17 protein-coding genes are annotated in these 20480 nt (G+C 64.2%); 4 read left to right on the top strand and 13 right to left on the bottom strand.

Translation table 11 applies throughout. The features are described from left to right. Window positions 1-87: 87 nt before the first annotated feature. Complete coding sequence (locus ACX36O_RS02380) at window positions 88-1074, bottom strand: diaminopimelate dehydrogenase (RefSeq protein ID WP_371687189.1); 987 nt, start codon at window positions 1072-1074, stop codon at window positions 88-90. Window positions 1075-1285: 211 nt separating this feature from the next. Here ACX36O_RS02380 and ACX36O_RS02375 point away from each other — a divergent pair, with 211 nt between their 5' ends. From ACX36O_RS02375 to ACX36O_RS02365, 3 genes are all read left to right on the top strand, one after another. Then, window positions 1286-1534, top strand: coding sequence for a type B 50S ribosomal protein L31 (locus ACX36O_RS02375; protein WP_213358792.1), 249 nt, complete (start codon window positions 1286-1288; stop codon window positions 1532-1534). Between the two features lie 163 nt (window positions 1535-1697). Further along, window positions 1698-3455, top strand: a complete 1758-nt coding sequence (locus ACX36O_RS02370; protein ID WP_371687190.1) for a hypothetical protein — start codon at window positions 1698-1700, stop codon at window positions 3453-3455. Between the two features lie 19 nt (window positions 3456-3474). Next, entirely contained in the window at window positions 3475-4830 is a 1356-nt protein-coding gene (locus tag ACX36O_RS02365) for an MATE family efflux transporter (protein ID WP_213358788.1), read from the top strand. Between the two features lie 57 nt (window positions 4831-4887). Here ACX36O_RS02365 and phoR read toward each other — a convergent pair whose 3' ends face one another. The 8 genes from phoR to pstS (ACX36O_RS02325) form a co-directional block, all read right to left on the bottom strand. Then, window positions 4888-6306: a phosphate regulon sensor histidine kinase PhoR gene (phoR, locus tag ACX36O_RS02360; protein ID WP_213358786.1), complete on the bottom strand. Its 1419-nt coding sequence runs from the start codon at window positions 6304-6306 to the stop codon at window positions 4888-4890. Between the two features lie 153 nt (window positions 6307-6459). Continuing rightward, window positions 6460-7164, bottom strand: coding sequence for a phosphate regulon transcriptional regulator PhoB (phoB, locus tag ACX36O_RS02355; protein ID WP_213358784.1), 705 nt, complete (start codon window positions 7162-7164; stop codon window positions 6460-6462). Between the two features lie 20 nt (window positions 7165-7184). Further along, window positions 7185-7886 carry a phosphate signaling complex protein PhoU gene (gene phoU / locus ACX36O_RS02350; protein WP_213358782.1) on the bottom strand — a complete coding sequence of 234 codons (702 nt, stop codon included), beginning with the start codon at window positions 7884-7886 and terminating at the stop codon, window positions 7185-7187. 26 nt (window positions 7887-7912) lie between these two features. Next, a complete protein-coding gene (gene pstB / locus ACX36O_RS02345; RefSeq protein ID WP_213358780.1) occupies window positions 7913-8686 on the bottom strand; it encodes a phosphate ABC transporter ATP-binding protein PstB in 774 nt (257 codons plus the stop codon). A 16-nt stretch (window positions 8687-8702) separates the two neighbouring features. After that, the gene (gene pstA / locus ACX36O_RS02340) at window positions 8703-9569 is read right to left on the bottom strand and encodes a phosphate ABC transporter permease PstA (protein WP_213358778.1); all 867 of its coding nucleotides are present in this window, start codon (window positions 9567-9569) and stop codon (window positions 8703-8705) included. Then, window positions 9566-10594, bottom strand: coding sequence for a phosphate ABC transporter permease subunit PstC (gene pstC, locus ACX36O_RS02335; RefSeq protein WP_213358776.1), 1029 nt, complete (start codon window positions 10592-10594; stop codon window positions 9566-9568). The genes pstA and pstC overlap by 4 nt, the downstream gene beginning before the upstream one ends. A gap of 110 nt (window positions 10595-10704) precedes the next feature. Then, the gene (gene pstS, locus ACX36O_RS02330) at window positions 10705-11805 is read right to left on the bottom strand and encodes a phosphate ABC transporter substrate-binding protein PstS (protein WP_213358774.1); all 1101 of its coding nucleotides are present in this window, start codon (window positions 11803-11805) and stop codon (window positions 10705-10707) included. 230 nt (window positions 11806-12035) lie between these two features. Further along, on the bottom strand, window positions 12036-13070 hold the full coding sequence (pstS, locus tag ACX36O_RS02325) for a phosphate ABC transporter substrate-binding protein PstS (protein WP_213358772.1): 1035 nt from the start codon (window positions 13068-13070) through the stop codon (window positions 12036-12038). A 214-nt stretch (window positions 13071-13284) separates the two neighbouring features. Here pstS (ACX36O_RS02325) and ppx point away from each other — a divergent pair, with 214 nt between their 5' ends. Further along, window positions 13285-14787 carry an exopolyphosphatase gene (gene ppx / locus ACX36O_RS02320; protein ID WP_213358770.1) on the top strand — a complete coding sequence of 501 codons (1503 nt, stop codon included), beginning with the start codon at window positions 13285-13287 and terminating at the stop codon, window positions 14785-14787. A 45-nt stretch (window positions 14788-14832) separates the two neighbouring features. Here the strand turns inward: ppx and ACX36O_RS02315 are convergent, their stop codons facing one another. The 4 genes from ACX36O_RS02315 to ACX36O_RS02300 form a co-directional block, all read right to left on the bottom strand. After that, entirely contained in the window at window positions 14833-15294 is a 462-nt protein-coding gene (locus ACX36O_RS02315; protein WP_371687193.1) for a SixA phosphatase family protein, read from the bottom strand. A 40-nt stretch (window positions 15295-15334) separates the two neighbouring features. Further along, a complete protein-coding gene (gene ppk1, locus ACX36O_RS02310) occupies window positions 15335-17422 on the bottom strand; it encodes a polyphosphate kinase 1 (protein WP_213358766.1) in 2088 nt (695 codons plus the stop codon). Window positions 17423-17555: 133 nt separating this feature from the next. Then, window positions 17556-18512, bottom strand: a complete 957-nt coding sequence (locus ACX36O_RS02305) for a GNAT family N-acetyltransferase (RefSeq protein ID WP_213358764.1) — start codon at window positions 18510-18512, stop codon at window positions 17556-17558. A 179-nt stretch (window positions 18513-18691) separates the two neighbouring features. Continuing rightward, window positions 18692-20350 carry an L-lactate permease gene (locus ACX36O_RS02300; protein ID WP_488360003.1) on the bottom strand — a complete coding sequence of 553 codons (1659 nt, stop codon included), beginning with the start codon at window positions 20348-20350 and terminating at the stop codon, window positions 18692-18694. Window positions 20351-20480: the final 130 nt, after the last annotated feature.

Genomic DNA, 20480 nt, shown 5'->3' with positions numbered 1-20480 from the left:
GCCGCCGCCCTGCTCCGGCAATCCTCAAAAAAACAGGGGCTCCAGCGAGCCCCTTGTCTTCCGCAAAGAGGCCTTGCCCCCTGCAGCTTACAGCTGTTCCGCGCGCAGTTGTTCCGCGCTCTTGGGCGAAAGCAGGCCCGGAGCCACGTCGAACACCGTCTTGGCGCCCACATCGCCCTGCTGGTGCATGCGGTGCACGGCACGCGCATAGGCCACCAGCACGCTGGAGGTGAATTCGGGGTTGCTGCCCAGCTTCAGACCGTATTCGATCACCTGGGTGTTCTCGGCGGAAGTGTTGCCGCTGCGGATCACGAAACCGCCATGGGGCATGGCCGCATGGTCGCGGCGCAATTCCTCGGCGCTGATGAAGTTCACCGTGGTGTCGTATTCATCAAAGTAGTGCGGCATGGTCACGATGGCCTGGCGCACGGCTTCGGCATCGGCGCCCTCTGCCAGCACCACATAGCAGTCGCGACGGTGCTTCTCGCGCGTGGCCAGTTCCGGACGCTCGCCGCTGCGCACGCGCTCCACCGCCTCTTCCACCGGCAGCGTGTACTGCACGCCACCCGCCACTCCCGGCACGCGGCGGATCGCATCCGAATGCCCCTGGCTCAGCCCCTTGCCCCAGAAGGTGTAGGTGGCGCCTTCGGGCAACAGTGCTTCGCCGATCACGCGGTTGATCGAGAACATGCCCGGATCCCAGCCGGCGGAAATAAGCGCCGTCTTGCCATTGGCGCGCGCCGGTGCATCCACGGCAGCAAAGTATTCGGGAATGCGCGCATGCGTATCGAAGCTGTCCACCGTATTGAACAGCGCCGCCATTTCCGGCCCCTGCTGCGGCAGGTCTTCCTTGGAGCCGCCGCACAGGATCAGCACGTCGATGCGGTCCGTGTGTTGCGCCAGCGCATCCATGCCGAACACCGGCGCGCCGGGCGTGACCGGCTGCACCTGCCCGGGCGCGCGGCGCGTGTAGATGCCGACCAGCTCCATGTCGGGGTTGCGGGCAATCGCGGCTTCCACGCCACGGCCGAGGTTGCCATGGCCGGCAATGCCGATGCGGATGGGTTGACCCATGCTGAGATCCTTCTTCGAGAGTAAAACGGAAAATCCGAAGGCGCAGCCGTGCTGCAGCGCGTGCGCCCATGCTGCATATTCTCCCAGAAACCCACGCTTCTCAGCACAAGGCTTTACAGAATGCACAGCCTCATGGGATAATGCCGGATTAGTTCGCGGAAAGTATGTCAGACGGGCTGGCACGGCTACCGCAACGACACAAGGAATTCCCATGAAAGAAGGCATCCACCCCAACTACCGTGAAGTCTGCTTCGTTGACCTGTCCAACGGCTACCAGATCATCACCCGTTCCTGCGTGAACACGCGCGAAACCATCAAGCTGGACGACGGCCGCGAGCTGCCGCTGTTCAAGCTGGACACCTCCAGCGAATCGCACCCCTTCTACACCGGCACGCAAAAGACCGTGGACAACATGGGCGGCCGCGTGGAGCGTTTCCGCAACCGTTACGGCAAGAAGTAATTCCACTTCCAGCCTACCGAAAAGCAGCCTGCGGGCTGCTTTTTTGTTTGCCGCGGCACGGCTTTTGCAATCATTTGCCTGCCCGGCGCCCAGCCAGCCGCCCGCCCCCGTTACACTCACAGGCACGGGCCATATTGCGGCCTGCCGACTGTTTTCGTCCGACGTGAATCTCCCCACTCCCGCCATCGTCTCCCAGGACGGCGTGCGCAGACTGCCACGCTGGGGCCTGCTGCTGTTCTGCGCCATCTACGTGCTGGCCGGATTCGCCTGGCGCGACCCCTGGAAACGGGTGGACCTGACCAGCTTCGGCTACATGCTGGAGCTGGCCCGCGGTCAGACCAGCTGGCTGGCGCCCGGCCTGCTTGGTGAATCCGCCCATTTCGATGCCCTGCTGCCCTACTGGCTGGGCGCCTGGGCAATCCAGCTGACCCCCACAGGCGCAGCCCCCTTCTTTTCGGTGCGCCTGGTGTTTGCCGGCCTGCTGGTGCTCACCCTGCTGGCCGTCTGGTACGGCATCTACTATCTGGCGCGCAGCCCGCAGGCCCAGCCGGTCAGCTTCGCCTTTGGCGGCGAAGCCAGGCCCACCGACTATGCCCGCGCCATCGCCGATGGCGGACTGCTGGCCTTTCTGGCCTGCCTGGGGCTGGCCCAGCCCAGCCACGAAGTCAGCCCGGCGCTGGCCCAGCTCTGCTTCTCGGCCCTCACGCTGTACGCGCTCGCAGCCCTGGCCTATCGCCTCTGGATGCCGGCATTGCTCGGCACTCTGGGCATGCTCGGCCTGACCCTGTCCGGTGCGCCCTCGCTGGCCCTGCTGTTCGGCCTGTTCGGCGCACTGGTGCTCGCCAGCGGGCAGCGCGACTGGAACGCCCTGCTCGAAAGCGACGGCTACGAGCCCGATCCCGATGCCCGCGCCGCACTGCAGCGCCGCCGCCGGCGCTGGCTGCTCGGCCTGCTGCTGCTCACCATTGGCTGCGCCCTGCTCGCCACCGGTCTCGAGCTGTGGCGCTGGCGCATCGAACGCATGCCCGCGCGCTGGATCGAATGGCGCAACCTGATGCGCATGCACCTGTGGTTCACCTGGCCGGTCTGGCCCATGATCCTGTGGACGCTGTGGCGCTGGCGCACGCACTGGCGCCAGGGTCGCCCCGACCGTCATATCGCCCTGCCCCTTGGCCTGGGCCTGATCTGCTCCGTGGGGGGCTGGATCGGCGAACGCCCGGAAACCACGCTGCTGCTGGGCTTCCCCGCCTTTGCCGCACTGGCCGCCTTTGCCTTGCCCACCTTCCGCCGCAGCGCCAGTGCCTTCATCGACTGGTTCACGCTGATCTTCTTCACGCTGGCCGCCGGCTACCTGTGGTTCATGTGGATCGCCATGCACGCCGGCGCACCGGCGGTGGCCCTGCGCCAGATCGACAAGCAACTGCACGGCTACCTGCCGCCGTTCGACTGGCCGCAGTTCTTGCTCGGCCTGTTTGCCACGCTCGGCTGGATCTACCTGGTGCGCTGGCGCACCAAGCGCCTGCGCCCGGCCATCTGGAAAAGCATGATCCTGCCCGCCGGCGGCGTCACGCTGTGCTGGGTGCTGCTCACCTCGCTGTGGATGCCTGCGGTCAACCACGCACGCAGCTACGCCTTTGTCGGCACCGAAATCGCCACCCTGCTCAGCTCCAAGCCGACCCACACCGGCTGCACCGCCATCTACGGACTGGACGATGCCCAGATCAGCGCCCTGCGCTACTACAGCTCCGCCACGCTCACCCGTGACCGCAACGCCCCGTGCGACTGGCTGCTGGTGGACGTGGCCTCGGTGCCCATCCTGCCGCACCTGTACGACACCACGCAGTGGGCGCTGCAGGACGTGGTCGGCCGTCCCACCGATCCGCGCGAGGCGATCCACGTGTTCGCCCGCGTCAAGCCCTGACCGGAACACCCTGCTCCGCATGTCCGTCCGCTTGTTCGACCTGCGTGCCATCGGCAGCCATGCGGCCACCATCTGGGTCGGCCAGCTCGCCGTGATGGCCTTTGCCATCACCGACACCCTGGTTGCCGGCCGCTATGCCCCCGAGGCCCTGGCAGCGCTCTCGGTCGGTACCGCCATCTACATCAGCATCTACGTCGGCCTGCAGGGCTTCGTGCAGGCCTTGCTTCCGATCTGGGCGCAGCTGCATGGCGCCGGCAAGGCGCTGCGCCTGGGCTACAGCGTGCGCCAGTCGCTCTATGTCACGGCCGTCTGCGCGGTGCTGGGGATGGCTGTGCTGTTGCAGGGCGGCATGCTGATGCGGCTGGTAGGCGTGCCCCCGGCCCTGCAGCCGGTCGTCAGCGATTATCTCGCCATCCAGGCGCTCACCCTGCCGCTGGCCCTGCTGGCGCGCGTGTTCAACACCTTCAGCCAGAGCATCGGCAGGCCCCAGTGGGTGACCGGTCTGCAGGCCGGCGGCCTGCTGCTCAAGATTCCGCTATCGATCTGGTTCACCTTTGGCGGCCTGGGCGTACCCGCCATGGGTCTGGCCGGCTGCGCACTGGCGACCTTGCTCGCCCATGTGGTGCTGCTGGTGCTGATGGCGCTGCTGCTGCACCGGGACGGCTCCTACCGGCCGTACCACGTCTGGCAGCGCCCCGAGCGGCCGGATCTGGCCGAGCTGGGCAGCTTTTTGCGCCTGGGCGTGCCGAGCAGCCTGGCCATCTGGGTCGAGGTCACGGCCTTCACCATGATGTCGCTGCTGGTAGCCCCGATGGGAACGACCGCGGCAGCGGCCCAGCAGGTGGCCAGCAACATGGCGGCGGTGCTGTTCATGTGGCCGCTCTCGCTGGCCATTGCCACCAGTGCCCGCGTCAGCTACTGGCGCGGGGCACGCGAGCCGCGGCATGCGATTCTGGCGCTGCGCAGCGGACTGCTGGTTGCCGCCTGCAGCGCCGCACTGGCTGCCAGCCTGCTGATGCTGCTGCGCGCGCCGCTGGCACAGATCTATGTGCAGCAAGCCGCCGTGGCCGGTCTGGCGGCCAGCCTGTTGCTGCTGGTGGCGCTCTACCATCTGGCCGATGCGATGCAGGTGATGGCCCTGTTCCTGCTGCGCTGCTACCACGTGGTGACTGCGCCCACCGTCATCTATACCTTGCTGCTCTGGGGGCTGGGAATTGGCGTGGGCTACCTGCTCGCCTATGGCCGCCTTCCGATGGGGGGAATCCTGGCCGGACCGCAGGCCTTCTGGGGCATGAGTGCGCTGGCCATGGGCCTGGTCGCCACCGTATTCCTGGTGCTGCTGCGGCGGGTGGTCCGTGCCGAACTGGCGGACTGAATCCGGGAGTCTGAAATGGCTGACTGAAACCCGGTGCCGAGCCGGACTGGAAGCAACTCAGAGCATCTGCCCGGGCTCGGGCGTCGGCGCTGGCTCGAACTCACGGATCTGCTGCGTCGCATTCGGCGATGCCGGATCCCAGGTGCGCTGCTCCGGAAAATCCAGCGCGAAGGTCGACCCGCAGCCTGGCTCGCTGTCGATCATCAGCTGGGCACCGTGGCGCTGGGCAATGTGCTTGACAATGGCCAGCCCCAGCCCGGTACCACCGGTTTCGCGCGAGCGGCTGCGATCGACCCGGTAGAAGCGCTCTGTCACACGCGGCAGGTGCTCACGCGCAATGCCGGGCCCGGTATCACGCACCGCCACCTGCATGCCGCCGTCGGGCAGCATGCGCAGGCTGGCCACCACCTCGCCGCCAAAGGGGGTATAGCGCACCGCATTGCTCAGCAGGTTGCTGATGGCGCTTTGCACCTCGGCACGGCTGCCGCCCAGCTGCACATCGGGCGCCTGAATTTCCGCACGGATCTGATGCGGCGACTCGCCGGCTTCCTGCGCCAGCACCTGTGCCAGGGCACGGGCATCGTCCACGCACTGTTCCACCAGCGCCGCCATGTCCACACGCTCAGACAGGTCGGGATGCGGGCTGCCCTCCAGCGTCGAGAGCATCAGCAGATCCTGCACCAGCCCCTGCATGCGATGCGCCTGGTGTGCCATCAATTCGAGGTAGCGGGCGTTTTCTTCGGGACTCAGCGGCAGGCTCTGCATGGTTTCGACAAAACCGGACAGCACCGTCAGCGGCGTGCGGATCTCGTGCGACACGTTGGCCACGAAGTCGCGCCGCATGCGCTCGGACTGCTCCACCGCCGTCACATCGCGTGACAGCAACAGGCGCTTGCCCTGGCCATAGGGGAAGAACTGCACCGTCAGCCGCACCGGACGCTGCGCCGTGTGCGTGCGCCCCGGAATCACCACGCCGTTGCCGGTCTGCTGCTGCACCCAGTACTTGACGAATTGCGGATCGCGCACCAGATTGATGATGTGCTGGCCAAAGTCGGAGGGGCCATTGAAGCCGAAATGCTCGGACGCCACCAGGTTGAACCATTCCATGCGGCCCACTTCGTCGAGCAGCACCACGCCGATGGGCGAAGCCTGCAGCGCCTCCAGGAACACCTGCAGCTTTTCCTCGGCCTCCTGCGTCTTGCGCTTCATGCGCCGCTGGTTGCGGCGCGACGCTTCGACCACCTCGCCCCACAGGTTGGGGGCCCAGGGCTGCGGATCCGGCATGCCGCGGCGCATCCAGCGCATCACGCGGTAGCCCAGGATGTTGTCCCAGATCAGCCAGCCAATCGCCACCGCGGCCATGATCAGCAGCGCGATCAGGCCGCCCATCAGGTCGTCGCGGCGGAAGGCCAGCCACCAGCCCAGCCCCACCCCGATGACGTGGGAAATGACCAACCAGGTGATGCGCCAGATCATGTCAACAACCGTTCAGGACGCCGGGAAGTCCGGCTGCAAAAAAGAGAAAAGGCCGCACGGTCGGGGTATGGCACCCCGAGCACGCTCGACCTCTGCGTCGTAAATCCCGCACCATACCCTTGCATGGCAATGGCATCTGGCGGGCGGCGATGCTCAGCGCACCGGAGAATCCGTCAGGGCGGTGATGCGGTAACCCGCACCCCGCACCGTCTCGACCATCGACGAGGCAGCTCCCATCGACTCGCGCAGGCGCTTGACATGCACGTCGACGGTACGCTCCTCGATGAAGACATGGTCGCCCCAAACACGGTCCAGCAACTGCGCACGACTGTGCACACGCTCTGCGTTCTTCATCAGGTAGTGCAGCAGCTTGAACTCGGTCGGCCCCAGCTTGATGGGCTGATCATCATAATGTACCCGATAGGTACCAGTGTCCAGCGACAGCTTGCCCAGCTCCAGCACCGTGCTCTCCGGCTCGGGAGCACGGCGACGCAGCACGGCGCGGATGCGCGCCAGCAACTCCTTGGTGGAGAACGGCTTGGTGATGTAGTCGTCTGCCCCCACGTCCAGGCCGGCCACGCGGTCGTTCTCGTCACCGCGTGCCGTCAGGATGATGATGGGCACCGACTTGGTGCGCGGATCGGCACGCCAGCGCTTGGCCAGCAGCAGCCCGCTTTCGCCGGGCAGCATCCAGTCGAGCAGGATCAGGTCGGGCAGATGCTCGTCGAGCTCGCGCTGTGCGCCCTTGCCATCGGTCGCCCAGGTGATCTGGTAGCCGTTATGGCGCAGGTTGACAGCAATCAGCTCGGCAATGGAGGCCTCATCTTCAACGACCAGGATTCGTGGCTGCAGTCTCATGGCTTCCCCAACGCTTCCGTTCAGCTCAGCTGGGACTCGATCGCCTGCAGCGGCGTATGGCGCACGTCCAGTCCCTTGACGATGTAGATGACGCACTCGGCGATGTTCTTGGCATGGTCACCGATGCGCTCGATCGACTTGGCCAGGAACATCAGGTCCAGGCTTTGCGAGATCGTGCGCGGATCTTCCATCATATAGGTGACCAGCTTGCGCATGAAGCCGTCGTACTCGATGTCGATGAGATTGTCGGCGCGCAGGATCTCCAGCGCGATGCGGGAATCCAGACGGGCAAACGAATCCAGCGAGCGGCGCAGCAGGTCGGATGCCAGGTTGGCGGCCACGCGCAGTTCGGACGACGGCAGCGAGCGTGCCGTACCGTTCTGGATGATGCCCTGCACCATGCGGGCGATCTTGGCCGCTTCGTCACCGGCACGCTCCAGGTTGCCGGTGGCACGCGAGATGGCGATCAGCAGGCGCAGGTCGCGCGCCGTCGGCTGGCGGCGGCCGATGATGGAAGTGAGTTCGTGATCGATCTCCATTTCCATGGTATTGACCTGCGGCTCGGCCTTGAGCACGCTCATGGCCACCTCGGCGTTGTAGTCGACCATGGCCTCCACGGCCTGGCGCATCTGCTGTTCGACCAGGCCACCCATTTCCATGACCATGCCGGACACATTGTTGAGTTCAGCGTCGAACTGGCTGGACAGATGTTTTTCGGACATTCCTGCGTCTCCTTGTCGTTATGGGCTCAGCCGAAACGGCCGGTAATGTAGTCCTCGGTCTCCTGACGCTTGGGCTTGAAGAACATTTCCTTCGTGTTGCCGAATTCGATCAGGTCGCCCAGATACATGTACGCCGTATTGTCACTGCAGCGGGCGGCCTGCTGCATGTTGTGCGTCACGATGACCACCGTGTACTCGCTCTTGAGCTCGGCGATCAGTTCCTCGATCTTGGAGGTGGAAATCGGATCCAGCGCGGAACACGGCTCGTCGAGCAGCAGCACTTCGGGCTTGATGGCGATGCCGCGGGCAATGCACAGACGCTGCTGCTGGCCGCCGGACAGGCTGGCGCCGCTCTGGTTCAGCTTGTCCTTCACTTCCGTCCACAGGGCCGACTTCTTCAGCGCCCATTCGACGCGGTCGTCCATCTCGGACTTGTTCAGGTTCTCGAACAGCTTCACGCCGAAGGCGATGTTGTCGTAAATGGACATCGGGAACGGCGTCGGCTTCTGGAACACCATGCCGATCTTGGCGCGGATCAGCGCCACGTCCTTTTTCTTGTCCAGAAGGTCTTCACCGTCGAGCGTGATGCTGCCTTCGGCACGCTGCTCGGGATACAGCTCGTACATGCGGTTGAAGATGCGCAGCAGCGTGGACTTGCCGCAGCCGGACGGGCCGATGAAGGCCGTGACCTGCTTCTCCGGAATGTCCAGGTTGATGTTCTTCAGCGCATGGAACTTGCCGTAGTAGAAGTTCAGGTTGCGGACGGAGATTTTCGGGGCGGGGGTGATGACTGCACTCATGATGCATCTCTCCAAATCAATGTTTCTTGCGGGTCAGCAGACGGGCCAGGATGTTCAGGCCCAGCACAGCCATGGTGATGACGAACACGCCCACCCAGGCCAGTTGCTGCCAGTTTTCATAGGGGCTCATGGCGAACTTGAAGATCATGGTCGGCAGGCTGGCCATCGGCTCGCCCATGTTGCTCGTCCAGAACTGGTTGTTCAGCGCCGTGAACAGCAGCGGTGCGGTTTCGCCGGCGATACGCGCCACAGCCAGCAGCACGCCGGTCACCACGCCGGCCATGGCGGCCTTCAGCGTGATGCTGTAAATCACCTTCCATTTGGGCGTACCCAGGGCGTACGCTGCTTCACGCAGGCCACCGGGAATCAGGTTCAGCATGTTCTCGGTGGTACGGATCACGACCGGAATCACGATCAGCGCCAGCGCCACCGAGCCGGCCCAGCCGGAGAACCCGCCGAACGGCACCACCAGCACCACCGACACGAACATGCCGATCACGATGGAAGGCGCGGACAGCAGTACGTCATTGACGAAGCGCGTGACGTTGGCCAGCCAGCTGTGACGGTCGTATTCGGCCAGGTAGATGCCGGCCATCACCCCGATGGGCGTGCCGATCAGGGTAGCCACGGCCACCATCAGCACCGAGCCCCAGATCGCGTTCGCAATGCCGCCCGGATCATTGGGCGCCGGCGTCATTTCGGTGAACACGGCCAGGCTCAGCCCGCCCACGCCGAGGCGCACGGTTTCGAACAGGATCCAGAACAGCCAGAAGATGCCGAACAGCATGGCAGCAAAGGACAGGCTCAGCGCGACGATGTTGACGATCTTGCGCTTGTTGAATTTGGCTTGGCGGTAATCCGCACGAGGCAGGACGGCGCTCATGTCTTGCTCCCTTCGTTTTTCTGCAGGCGGTTGAGCAGCAGCTTGGAGAAACTCAGCACCACGAAGGTGATAAAGAACAGCACCAGACCCAGGTAGATCAGGGAGGCACGGTGCAGGCCGTCACCGGCTTCGGCAAACTCGTTGGCCAGCGTGGCGGTAATGCTGCTGGCAGGCTCGAACAGGCTGAGCGAGGCCAGCTGGTTCATGTTGCCAATCACGAAGGTCACGGCCATGGTCTCGCCCAGGGCGCGGCCCAGCCCCAGCATGATGCCGCCGATCACACCGGCCTTGGTATAGGGCAGCACGACCTTGTAGACCACTTCCCAGGTGGTGGAACCCAGGCCATAGGCGGATTCCTTCAGCATGACAGGCGTCACTTCGAACACGTCACGCATCACCGAGGCGATGAACGGGATGATCATGATGGCCAGGATGATGCCGGCCGGCAGGATACCGATGCCCACGGGCGGGCCGCTGAACAGGAAATCCAGGCCGGGCACGGCGCCCAGAGAGGCCTGCAGCGGTGCTTGCACATACTGCGCCAGGATCGGGCCGAACACCATCAGGCCCCACATGCCGTACACGATGGACGGAATGGCGGCCAGCAGTTCGATGGCGGTACCCAGCGGGCGCTTGAGCCAAGTGGGCGACATCTCGGTCAGAAACAGCGCAATGCCGAAGCTCACCGGCACGGCAATCAGCAGCGCGATGAGGGAGGTGGCCAGGGTGCCGTAGATCATCACCCAGCCGCCGAAATCTTCCAGCACCGGATCCCACGCGCTGCGCGTCAGGAAGCCCGGGCCAAATTTCTCGATGGCCGGCCATGCGCCCACCACCAGCGAAACCAGGATGCCCAGCAGCAGGCTCAGCGTCACGATGACGGCCAGCTTGGCACCACCGGCAAAAAACAGATCCGCCAGCGCACCTTTGTGACGCTGGACCTTGGGGCTCGGCGGCGGCGCCGTGCGCTGCGCCTTGTCGCTCTCTTGCATGATGCCCTCTGCGGAGGTAACAACGGAAGACATAGTTATCTTTCCCTAAAAACCGACGGATCGCAGCCATCCCGACCGGACGCCGGACCCGCCCTCGAGGCAGGCCCGGCCGGCGACCGGAACGCTTGCGATCAGCCCAGTGCTTACTTGTAGGCAATGGCCTTGCCGGAGCTGTCCTGGATGTTGACCCAGGACTCGATAATCACGGCCTTGACGTCAGCAGGCATTGCCACGTAGTCCAGCTCGGAAGCCATCTGGTCGCCGTTGGCGTACATCCAGTCGAAGAACTTCAGGGAAGCAGCAGCGGCTTCGGGCTTGTCCTGCTTGGCCTGCATCATGATGAAGGTGGCGGCAGTGATCGGCCATGCGTCGGCAGCTTCCTGGTTCGTCAGGATCTGGTAGAAGGACTTCTTCCAGTCGGCGGAAGCGGTAGCGGCCTTGAAGGTCTTCTCTTCGGGGCTCACCACGTTGCCGGCGGCGTTCTTCAGCTTGACGTAGTTCATCTTGTTCTGCTTCACATAGGCGTACTCGACGTAGCCAATGGAGTTGGGCAGACGGGCCACGAACTGGGCCACACCTTCGTTGCCCTTGCCGCCGGTACCGACCGGCCAGTTCACGGCCTTGCCCTCACCCACTTTCTCTTTCCACTCGGGAGAGACCTTGCTCAGGTAGTTGGTGAAGTTGAAGCTGGTGCCGGAGCCGTCGGCGCGGCGCACCGGAGCGATCACGGCATCGGGCAGCTTGAGTTCGGGGTTCAGCGCCTTGATGGCGGGATCGTTCCACTTGGTGATGGTGCCCAGGTAGATCTTGGCCAGGGTGGTGCCGTCCAGCACCATGGCGCCATTCTCGATGCCCTGCACGTTGATCACCGGCACCACGCCACCCACCACGGTCGGGAACTGCACCAGGCCCTTGGCTTTCAGGTCCTCGTCCTTCAGCGGCTCGTCGGAAGCGCCGAAATCGACCGTCTTGGCTTCGATCTGCTTCATGCCGGCGCCGGAGCCCACGGACTGGTAGTTCACCTTGACACCGGAAGCCTTGGCATACTCGGCCGCCCACTTGGAGTACAGCGGAGCCGGGAAGGAAGCGCCGGCACCGGTGATGCCGCCGCTGGCTTGCGCCTGGGGCTGCGGCTCGGCGCCGGAAGCGGCCGGCTTGGCCTCGTCCTTCTTGCCGCAAGCGGCCAGACCCATGGCCATGACGGCGGCCACGCCAACGATTGCAATCCTGCGAGTGTTCTGCATTTTCTATCCTTTTTGCTTCATTTCAGCCGGGGCAACCACCTGCCCGACCGGTTCATGACAAACTGTAAAAATGGTTTGTGACATCAATATGACAATTTCGTGTTGGCCATGTCACATGGTTGTCACGTTGACGCAAACGTCACCGCCGCACCACAACGGCCGGCTGCCGGCAGAAAAAAACCCTGCCGCCAGGCGACAGGGTTCGGGTTCAGGCAGTCGTCGTCAGACGCTTACTTGATGGCGATGGCCTTGCCGGAACCGTCCTTGATGTTGGCCCAGGACTTGCGGATCACCGTCTTCACTTCGGCGGGCATCGGCACGTAGTCCAGGGAGCCGGCAGCAGCGTCACCGTTGCTGTAGGCCCAGTCGAAGAACTTCAGGGAAGCAGCGGCCTTCTCGGGCTTGTCCTGCTTGGTGTGCATCATGATGTAGGTGGCAGCCGTGATCGGCCATGCGTTCTTGCCAGCCTGGTTGGTCAGGATCTGGTAGAAGGAGCCCTTCCAGTTGGCAGCAGCCGTGGCAGCCTTGAAGGTGGTGTCGTCAGGAGACACGATGCTGCCGGCCGCGTTCTTCATGCGGGCGTAGGTCATCTTGTTCTGCTTCACGTAGGCGTACTCGACGTAGCCGATGGAGTTGGGCAGGCGGCTCACGAAAGCGGCAACGCCTTCGTTGCCCTTGCCACCGGTACCCACGGGCCAGTTCACGGCCTTGCCTTCGCCAACCTTGGCCTTCCACTCGGGGTTGACCTTGCTCAGGTAGTTGGTGAAGTTGAAGCTGGTGCCGGAGCCGTCGGCGCGGCGCACCACGGCGATGGCGGCGTCAGGCAGGGCCAGAGTGGGGTTCAGGGCCTTCAGGGCCGGGTCGTTCCACTTGGTGATCTTGCCCAGGTAGATGTCGCCCAGGGTCTTGCCATCCAGCACCAGTGCGCCAGGAGCCACGCCCTTGACGTTCAGGACCGGCACCACGCCGCCCACCACGGTGGGGAACTGCACCAGGCCCTTGGCCTTCAGGTCGGCGTCGGTCAGGGGTTCGTCGGAAGCGCCGAAGTCCACGGTCTTGGCTTCGATCTGCTTCATGCCGGCACCGGAGCCCACGGACTGGTAGTTCACCTTGGAGCCGGACGCCTTGGCGTAGTCGGCCGCCCACTTGGAGTACAGGGGAGCCGGGAAGGAAGCGCCGGCGCCGGTGATGTCTTGCGCCTGGGCAAAACCGAAAGACAGGGCTGCGGCCAGACCGATAGCGGAAACCTTGATGACGGATTTCATGAAATGTCCTTGATTGAATGAATGGATTCCAAGGAGCCAGTACCTTGCAGCAAACTGACCCCGGGCAGACGAACTGTAGGAAGCCACCGTGACAAATCCATGACAGTTTGGCGTTTGTCAGACACTGTGTGCAATATGCCCGTTTTTTCCCCGGCAGCGGCTGCAAAAGCCCTATGATGAAAAAAAGAAACTGTCTCCTTTCCCTCTCTTCATCATGCGCAACGGCACCCGACTTGCAGCGCTTGACCTCGGCTCGAACAGCTTTCGCCTGGAAATCGGCAAGTATGAGCATGGCCAGATCCAGCGCGTCGAATACCTGAAAGAAACCGTCCGCCAGGGCAATGGCCTGGACGACAACAACAACCTCTCCCTCGAAGCCATGCAGCGCGGCTGGGACTGCTTGGCACGTTTCAGCGAGCGCCTGGCGGGCTTCCGCCGCGACCAGATCCGCGCCGTCGCCACACAGACGTTGCGCGAGGCCAACAATCGTGACGTGTTCCTGAGCAAGGCGCACCAGATCCTCGGTTTTCCCATCGACGTGATCGCCGGCCGCGAGGAAGCGCGCCTGATCTACCAGGGCGTGGCCAACCTGCTGCCGCGCTCGGCTGACCGCCGCCTGGTGGTGGACATCGGCGGCCGCTCCACGGAGCTGATTCTCGGCAAGAACCTGGAGCCGATGCAGCTGGAGTCCTTCCAGTTCGGCAGCGTGACCTGGTCGATGCGCTTCTTTCCCGATGGCAAGTTCACGCCTTCTGCCTTCAAGCAGGCCAACATTGCGGCCAAGGCCGTACTGGACGAAGGCGTGGAAATCTACCGCCCTGGGCGCTGGGACGTGGCCTACGGATCGTCCGGCACGATCGGCGCCATTGGCGAGATCCTCGCTGCCAATGGCGGCGAGCCCGGCGTGGTCACGCTCGAAGGGCTGGAATGGCTCAAGCAGAAGCTGCTCAAGGTGCGCAACGTCAACTCGCTCGAACTGGAAACGCTGAAGGAAGAGCGCAAGCCGGTTCTGGCCGGCGGCCTGGCCGTACTGCTGGCGATCTTCGAGGTGCTGCAGCTCAAGCAGATGCAGGTGGCACTGGGAGCCCTGCGCCAGGGCGTGCTGTACGACCTGCTGAACCGCGAGCAACCCACCACCGACCTGCGCCAGGTGACCGTGGGCCGCATGATGGACCGCTTTGCCGTGGACCAGAAGCAGGCACTGCGCGTGGAGCGCACCGCGCTGACGCTCTACCGCCAGCTGACCCCGATCGAGGGCATGACGGTACAGCGCGAACGTATCGAGCGCAAGCTGCGCTGGGCGGCGCGCCTGCACGAGATCGGCCAGCACATCTCGCACAGCAGCTACCACCGCCATGGCGCCTACATCATCGACAACGCCGAAGCGCCCGGCTTTGCCCTGCCCGAGCTGCACTACCTGGGCAACATGGTGCTCGGCCACCGCGGCAAGCTGCGCAAGCTCGATGTGGATTTCAAGGACGTGGGATTCACCTCCCAGTTGCTGGCCCTGCGGCTGGCCGTGATCCTGTGCCATGCACGCCGTCTGCCCACCATGGAAGGATTGCAACTGCAGCGCAAGGTAACGCCCTCGCTCGGCTTTACATTGCTGGTGCCCAAGCAATGGGCGCTGGACTATCCGCAGTCGTACTTCCTGCTGCAACAGGAAGTCGATGCATGGGCGCGCACCGACGTGCCGCTCAAGCTGCAGATTCGCTGAGCGCCGGCAGCGGGCCGGGCCATCAGCACCCGTGCGGGCACTCGCTCACAGCATGCGCGGGTTCTGCACCGCCTTGAGGATGACCTGCCCCTTGCCGTCGCGCACGCGGTGGTGCAGCCACCAGACGGCGCCCTTCTTGATGGAGCAGCTCATCTGCATGCCGAGCAGCTTCTGCGCCACTTCGCCCAGCGTGGGCTGGTGGCCCACCACCAGCACCGGCTCCTCGCTCAGTGGCCAGTTGACGACCTTGAGCAGGGTATCGGACGTGGCATTGGGTGCCAGCTCGTTCACGACGCTGTAGTCGGTCTTGGTCAGGCGCAGCACGGTCTGGCGGGTACGCAATGCCGGGCTGGTCAGGATGCGGGTATCCTTGGGCAGGTGGCGCTTGAGCCAGGCTGCCATTTCCTTGGCCTGCTCCTCACCCTCTTCCGTGAGCGGACGCTTCAGGTCGTCCAGTCCTTCATCCGCGTCCACCGCGATGGCATGGCGCCACAAAATCAGATCCATGGTTGCTCCTTGCTGAGGGTGCGGGCCGGGCCCGCGGATTTTAGGGATTGCCGGCTTTCTTCCGCCCCTTCTTGCCCGCGCCCTTGCCGGCGCCGAGGTAGCGCGTCATCAGGGCGCGCTGCACGTTGCGCGGGTGGTCGAGTGGCGATGGCGGGCGGGCATAGCTGCCGTCAGCCTGCATCTGCCAGGACAAGGCCTCATCATATTCGTAGGCCAGCAGGCATTCGTCAATGATGCGGGTTTTGAGTTCAGGATCGGTGACAGGCCAGGCCAGCTCGATGCGGCGCAGCATGTTACGGTTCATCCAGTCGGCGCTGGAGAGATACAGGTGCTCTTCCTCGCCGATGCCGAAATAGAACACGCGCGAGTGCTCGAGGAAGCGGCCAATGATCGACCGCACACGGATGTTCTCGCTCAGGCCCGGCACCTGGGCATGCAGCATGCAGGCGCCGCGCACGATCAGGTCGATGCGGGCGCCCTTCTGGCCGGCTTCGAGCAATGCCAGGATCAGCGCCTCGTCGGTCAGTGCGTTCATCTTGGCCACGATGCGGCCGCCCTTGCCGGCTGCCGCGGCGCGGCCGGCCTGCGCAATGCGCTGCAGCATGGTGTCCTGCAGCGTATAGGGCGCCATCAGCATGCGCGACAGGCGCGGAATCTCGCTCTGGCTGGCCAGGTGCACGAACACGCGCTGCATGTCGCCGGTGAGCACGTCATCGGCCGTGAAATAGCTCAAGTCGGTATACAGCCGTGCGGTGCGCGGGTTGTAGTTGCCTGTAGCCAGGTGGCCGTAGCGTTTGAGCTTTTTGCCTTCGCGCCGCGTGATCAGCAGCATCTTGGCGTGGGTTTTCATGCCGACCACGCCATACACGACCTGGGCCCCCACGGATTCGAGCTTCTCGGCCCAGTTGATATTGGCCTCTTCGTCGAAGCGCGCCTTCAGTTCCACCACGGCGGTCACTTCCTTGCCACGGCGGATCGCATCGCGCAGCAACAGCATCAGCTCGGAATCCGAGCCGGTGCGGTAGATGGTCTGCTTGATCGCCAGCACGTTCGGATCGTTGACCGCCTCGCGCAGCATGTCGAGCACGGGATCGAAGCTCTCGAAGGGCTGGTGCGCCAGCACATCGCCCTGTTTCAGGCGCTCGAAAATCGAATCGACACCACGCAGGGCCTGCGGGTAGGCTGGCGCAAACGGGGGAAACAGGAATTCGGACTTGTTGACCAGATCCACCAGCAGGCTCATGCGCACCAGGTTGACCGGGCCATGCACGCGATAGAGCGACTGCGGCGGCAGGTCGAACTGGCGGCACAGCAGCTCGGCCAGTTCGTCCGGGCAGTTGGAAGACACCTCCACCCGCACTGCCTTGCCATAGTGGCGCTGCTGCAGCCCTTCGCGCAGCGCCATGCGCAGGTTGCTGACGTCTTCCTCGTCCACTGCCAGGTCAGAGTGGCGCGTGACGCGGAATTGCGAGAGCTGCTCCACCTCGCGGTTGGGGAACAGCTCTTCCAGATGGGCGCGGATCACGCTGGGCAGGGACACCAACTGATCCTTGCCGTCCGACAGGTGCGGCGGCAGGCGCAGCAGGCGGGGCAGCGCACGCGGAACCTTCAGGATGGCGATGCTGTTGGAACGGCCCAGCGCGTCCTGGCCGGCCAGCTTGACGATGAAGTTGAGCGACTTGTTCGCCACCTGCGGGAACGGGTGTGCCGGATCGAGACTGACCGGTAGCAGCAGCGGCCGCACCTGGGTCTCGAAGTAGTGCTTCACCCAGCGGCGCTGCTCGGGCGTGCGCTCGCCGTGCGAGACGATGGTGATGCCGTTGGCGGCCAGCGCCGGATACAGGCTGTAGCGCAGGATGTCGTACTGCTGGGCCACCAGTTCGTGTGCCCTGGCCGAGACGCTCAGGAACTGGCGCTCGGTGAAGTCGCCTTCATGGATGTGGTTTTGCGCCGCATCGAGCAGGTCCGCCATGCGAACTTCGAAGAATTCGTCCAGGTTGGAGGAAACGATGGACAGGTAACGCATGCGCTCGAGCAGTGGCACTTCCTCGCGCGCGGCCCAGTCGAGCACGCGCGTGTTGAAGGCCAGTATGCTCTCGTCGCGGTCAAGCATGGCGGGAAATTGCATGGAATGGACTCGGCAGTCTGCGGACCGTACATGGGGAGCATGCCAAAAACCGGCGCCGCAAAGACAAAATGCCTGCCCGCAACACGGGTTGCGACAGGCATCTGCAAAAAACAGGGAATGGCGAACTATACCATTAACTGCGTGCTGCGTCGAACTGGCGGCGGTAGCGCGAGGGCAGATCTGCCACGCGCATCATCATCGGCAGGTCGGCCGTGTTGAAGTCCGGATCCCAGGCGGGAGCGCCCAGTACCTTGGCGCCGAGACGCAGGTAGCCCTTGATCAGCGCCGGGGGCTCGACCACCACGTCGCTCTGCAGCTCGTCCACCGGCAGCGGCAGGCGCGGGGTGACGTGGTATTCGATGGGGGCGAGGTGCGTCTGTCGCACCTGCTGCCAGATGCTGGCAGCGGCATAGCCGGAGGGCAGGCCGTGGTGCGTCATGGGGATGCTGGCGCAGCCGACCATGGTGTCGAGCTGGTTGCGGCCCATGAACTCGGCCAGCGCGCCCCACAGCGTGAGGATCACGCCGCCGGAACGGTAGTCGGCATGCACGCAGCTGCGGCCCAGCTCGACCATGCTGGCGCGCAGGTGGCGCAGGCGTACCAGATCGAATTCGGCATCGCTGTAGATGCTGCCGACGCGGCGTGCCTGGGCCGGGGTAAGCACGCGGTAGGTGCCGACCACCATGCCGGTTTCCAGATCACGCACCAGCAGGTGCTCGCAGTAATCGTCGAACAGGTCGATATCATGGCCGGGGATGCCGGCCTTGAGGGTGGCGCCCATTTCTTCGGCAAACACCTGGTAGCGCAGGCGCTGTGCTTCGCGCACTTCGTCAAGATTGCGCGCCCAGCGGGCATCCAGCCCGTGCTTGGAGCTGGCAGCCTCACGCATGGTGGCAGGCTGCACCAGCGCGGGGGCTGCTGGCAGGACGACAGGGGACACCGAAACCTCCGGAGTGCTGGCGGGAGCCACGGAAATGGGGCGTGCATGCGCCAGCGCCGCCCCGGCCTTGCGCAAGGGCTTGCGCAGCAGGGCTGGCAGCCCGCGCATGCGCGGGGAGAGGTCGAAAGTGGGCGTAGGCAGCTCTTTCATGCTTGTCAGTTCCTGTGTAACTCGGTATGTCTGTGCCCCAGTGTGACGATGGTGCATGACAATCATGCTGCTGATTTGTGAACATTCCGTGAATCTATCACAGCGCCCTGCCCTGCCACAGCAGCGAAACAACGCGAAAAAGCCGCCCGCAGGCGGCCTCTTGCAGCATTTACATGTACTTACTTCACCACCATCGCGGTGAATGGCCAGACATAGGCCTGCAGCGTCACGAACAGGCCGACCAGCATGGCCAGCACCAGCGAGTGCTTGAACACATAGCGCAGGATCACGCCCTCCTTGAACCAGCGCGTTGCCGTGGAGGCCACCACGATGGACTGGGCATCGATCATCTTGCCCATCACGCCGCCGGAGCTGTTGGCTGCGCCCATGAGGTTGGGCGACAGTCCCAGCTGGTCGGCCGCCACCTTCTGCATGCCGCCGAACAGCACGTTCGATGCGGTGTCTGAACCGGTCAGCGCCACTCCCAGCCAGCCCAGCATGGTGCCGAAGAAGGGATAGAACACGCCCGTCATGGCGAATGCCAGGCCCATGGTGGTGTCGATGCCGGAGTAGCGCGTGAGCGTGCCCAGGGCCAGCATCAGCACAATGGTGAGCAGCGAGTAGCGCACCAGCCAGAAGGTCCTGACGAACTGGCGCAGCAGACCACCCACGCTGTAGCCCATGGCCAGCCCACCCAGTACGGCGGCCAGCAGGATGCCGGTACCGGTGGCGGACAGCAGGTTGAACACGTAGATGGCGGTTTCCTTGTGCGGCACCGGAACCGCCGGCGGCATTTTCTCGATCATGTTGTGCAGGCCCTCGATCGGGAACTGCGGCGCGAAGATACCATTGAAGAAGGCCTTCACGCTGGGCATGCCCCACAGGAACACGAACACGGTCAGGATCACCCAGGGCATCCAGGCGCGAATCACGGTGGCGCGGTCATGGCGCGCAGGCGGCGTGGCTTCCCTGCCCTCGCCGCCTTCGGCCTCGTGGCCGCGCAGCGAGGTGCTGGTCCAGATGCGGCGCGGCTTCCACACCCGCAGGAACAGCACCAGGCTGACCATGGAGGCGATGGCGGAGATCACGTCGACCAACTCGGGACCGATGTAGTTGGATGTCAGGAACTGGGCAATGGCGAAGCTCAGGCCCGTCACCAGAATGGCCGGCCAGATCTCCATCATGGCCTTGCGGCCTGCGAAAGCCCAGATCAGCCAGAACGGCACCATCAGCGAGAACAGCGGCAGCTGCCGGCCCACCATGGCGGACAGCTCCATCGCATCGTAGCCGTGCACCTTGGCCATGGTGATGATGGGCGTGCCCAGCGCGCCGAAGGCCACCGGTGCGGTGTTGGCAATCAGGCTCAGGCCGGACGCGGCCAGCGGCGAGAAGCCCAGGCCGATCAGGATGGCTGCCGTCACCGCCACCGGCGTGCCGAAACCGGCCGCGCCCTCGAAGAATGCACCGAAGGCAAAGGCGATCAGCAGCAGTTGCAGGCGGCGGTCTTCGGTGATGCCGGCAATCGAGTCCTGCAGCACCTTGAAGCTGCCGTTGTTCTCGGTGAGCTGGTGCAGAAAGATGATATTGAGCACAATCCAGCCGATCGGCAGCAGGCCGGTAAAGGCGCCCATCATGGCCGCCTTGCCGGCCATGGTGCCGGGCATGCCGAACACGAAGATGGCAATCAGCAAGGCGCTGACGAGGCCGAGGCCGGCCGCAATATGGGCCTTCATGTGCAGAAAGCCGAGGCCGATCAGCATCACCGCCACCGGGATGACAGCCAGCAGCGTGGACAGCAGCATGCTGTCCGTCGGGTTATAGATTTGTTGCCATACCATGCGCGAATATCTCCTGTGCTCTTCTGCCACCCCGATGCAGGATGACCAAGTGGCGCAGTTTACATACAGACATTCGCTTCTAAGTGCATGATTTCATTGAAAGTAATAGACTTCGGCAGGCTGATTCTGA

It is taken from the genome of Brachymonas sp. KE5, assembly GCF_057773645.1.
This window is presented reverse-complemented; position numbering and strand designations above follow the sequence as displayed.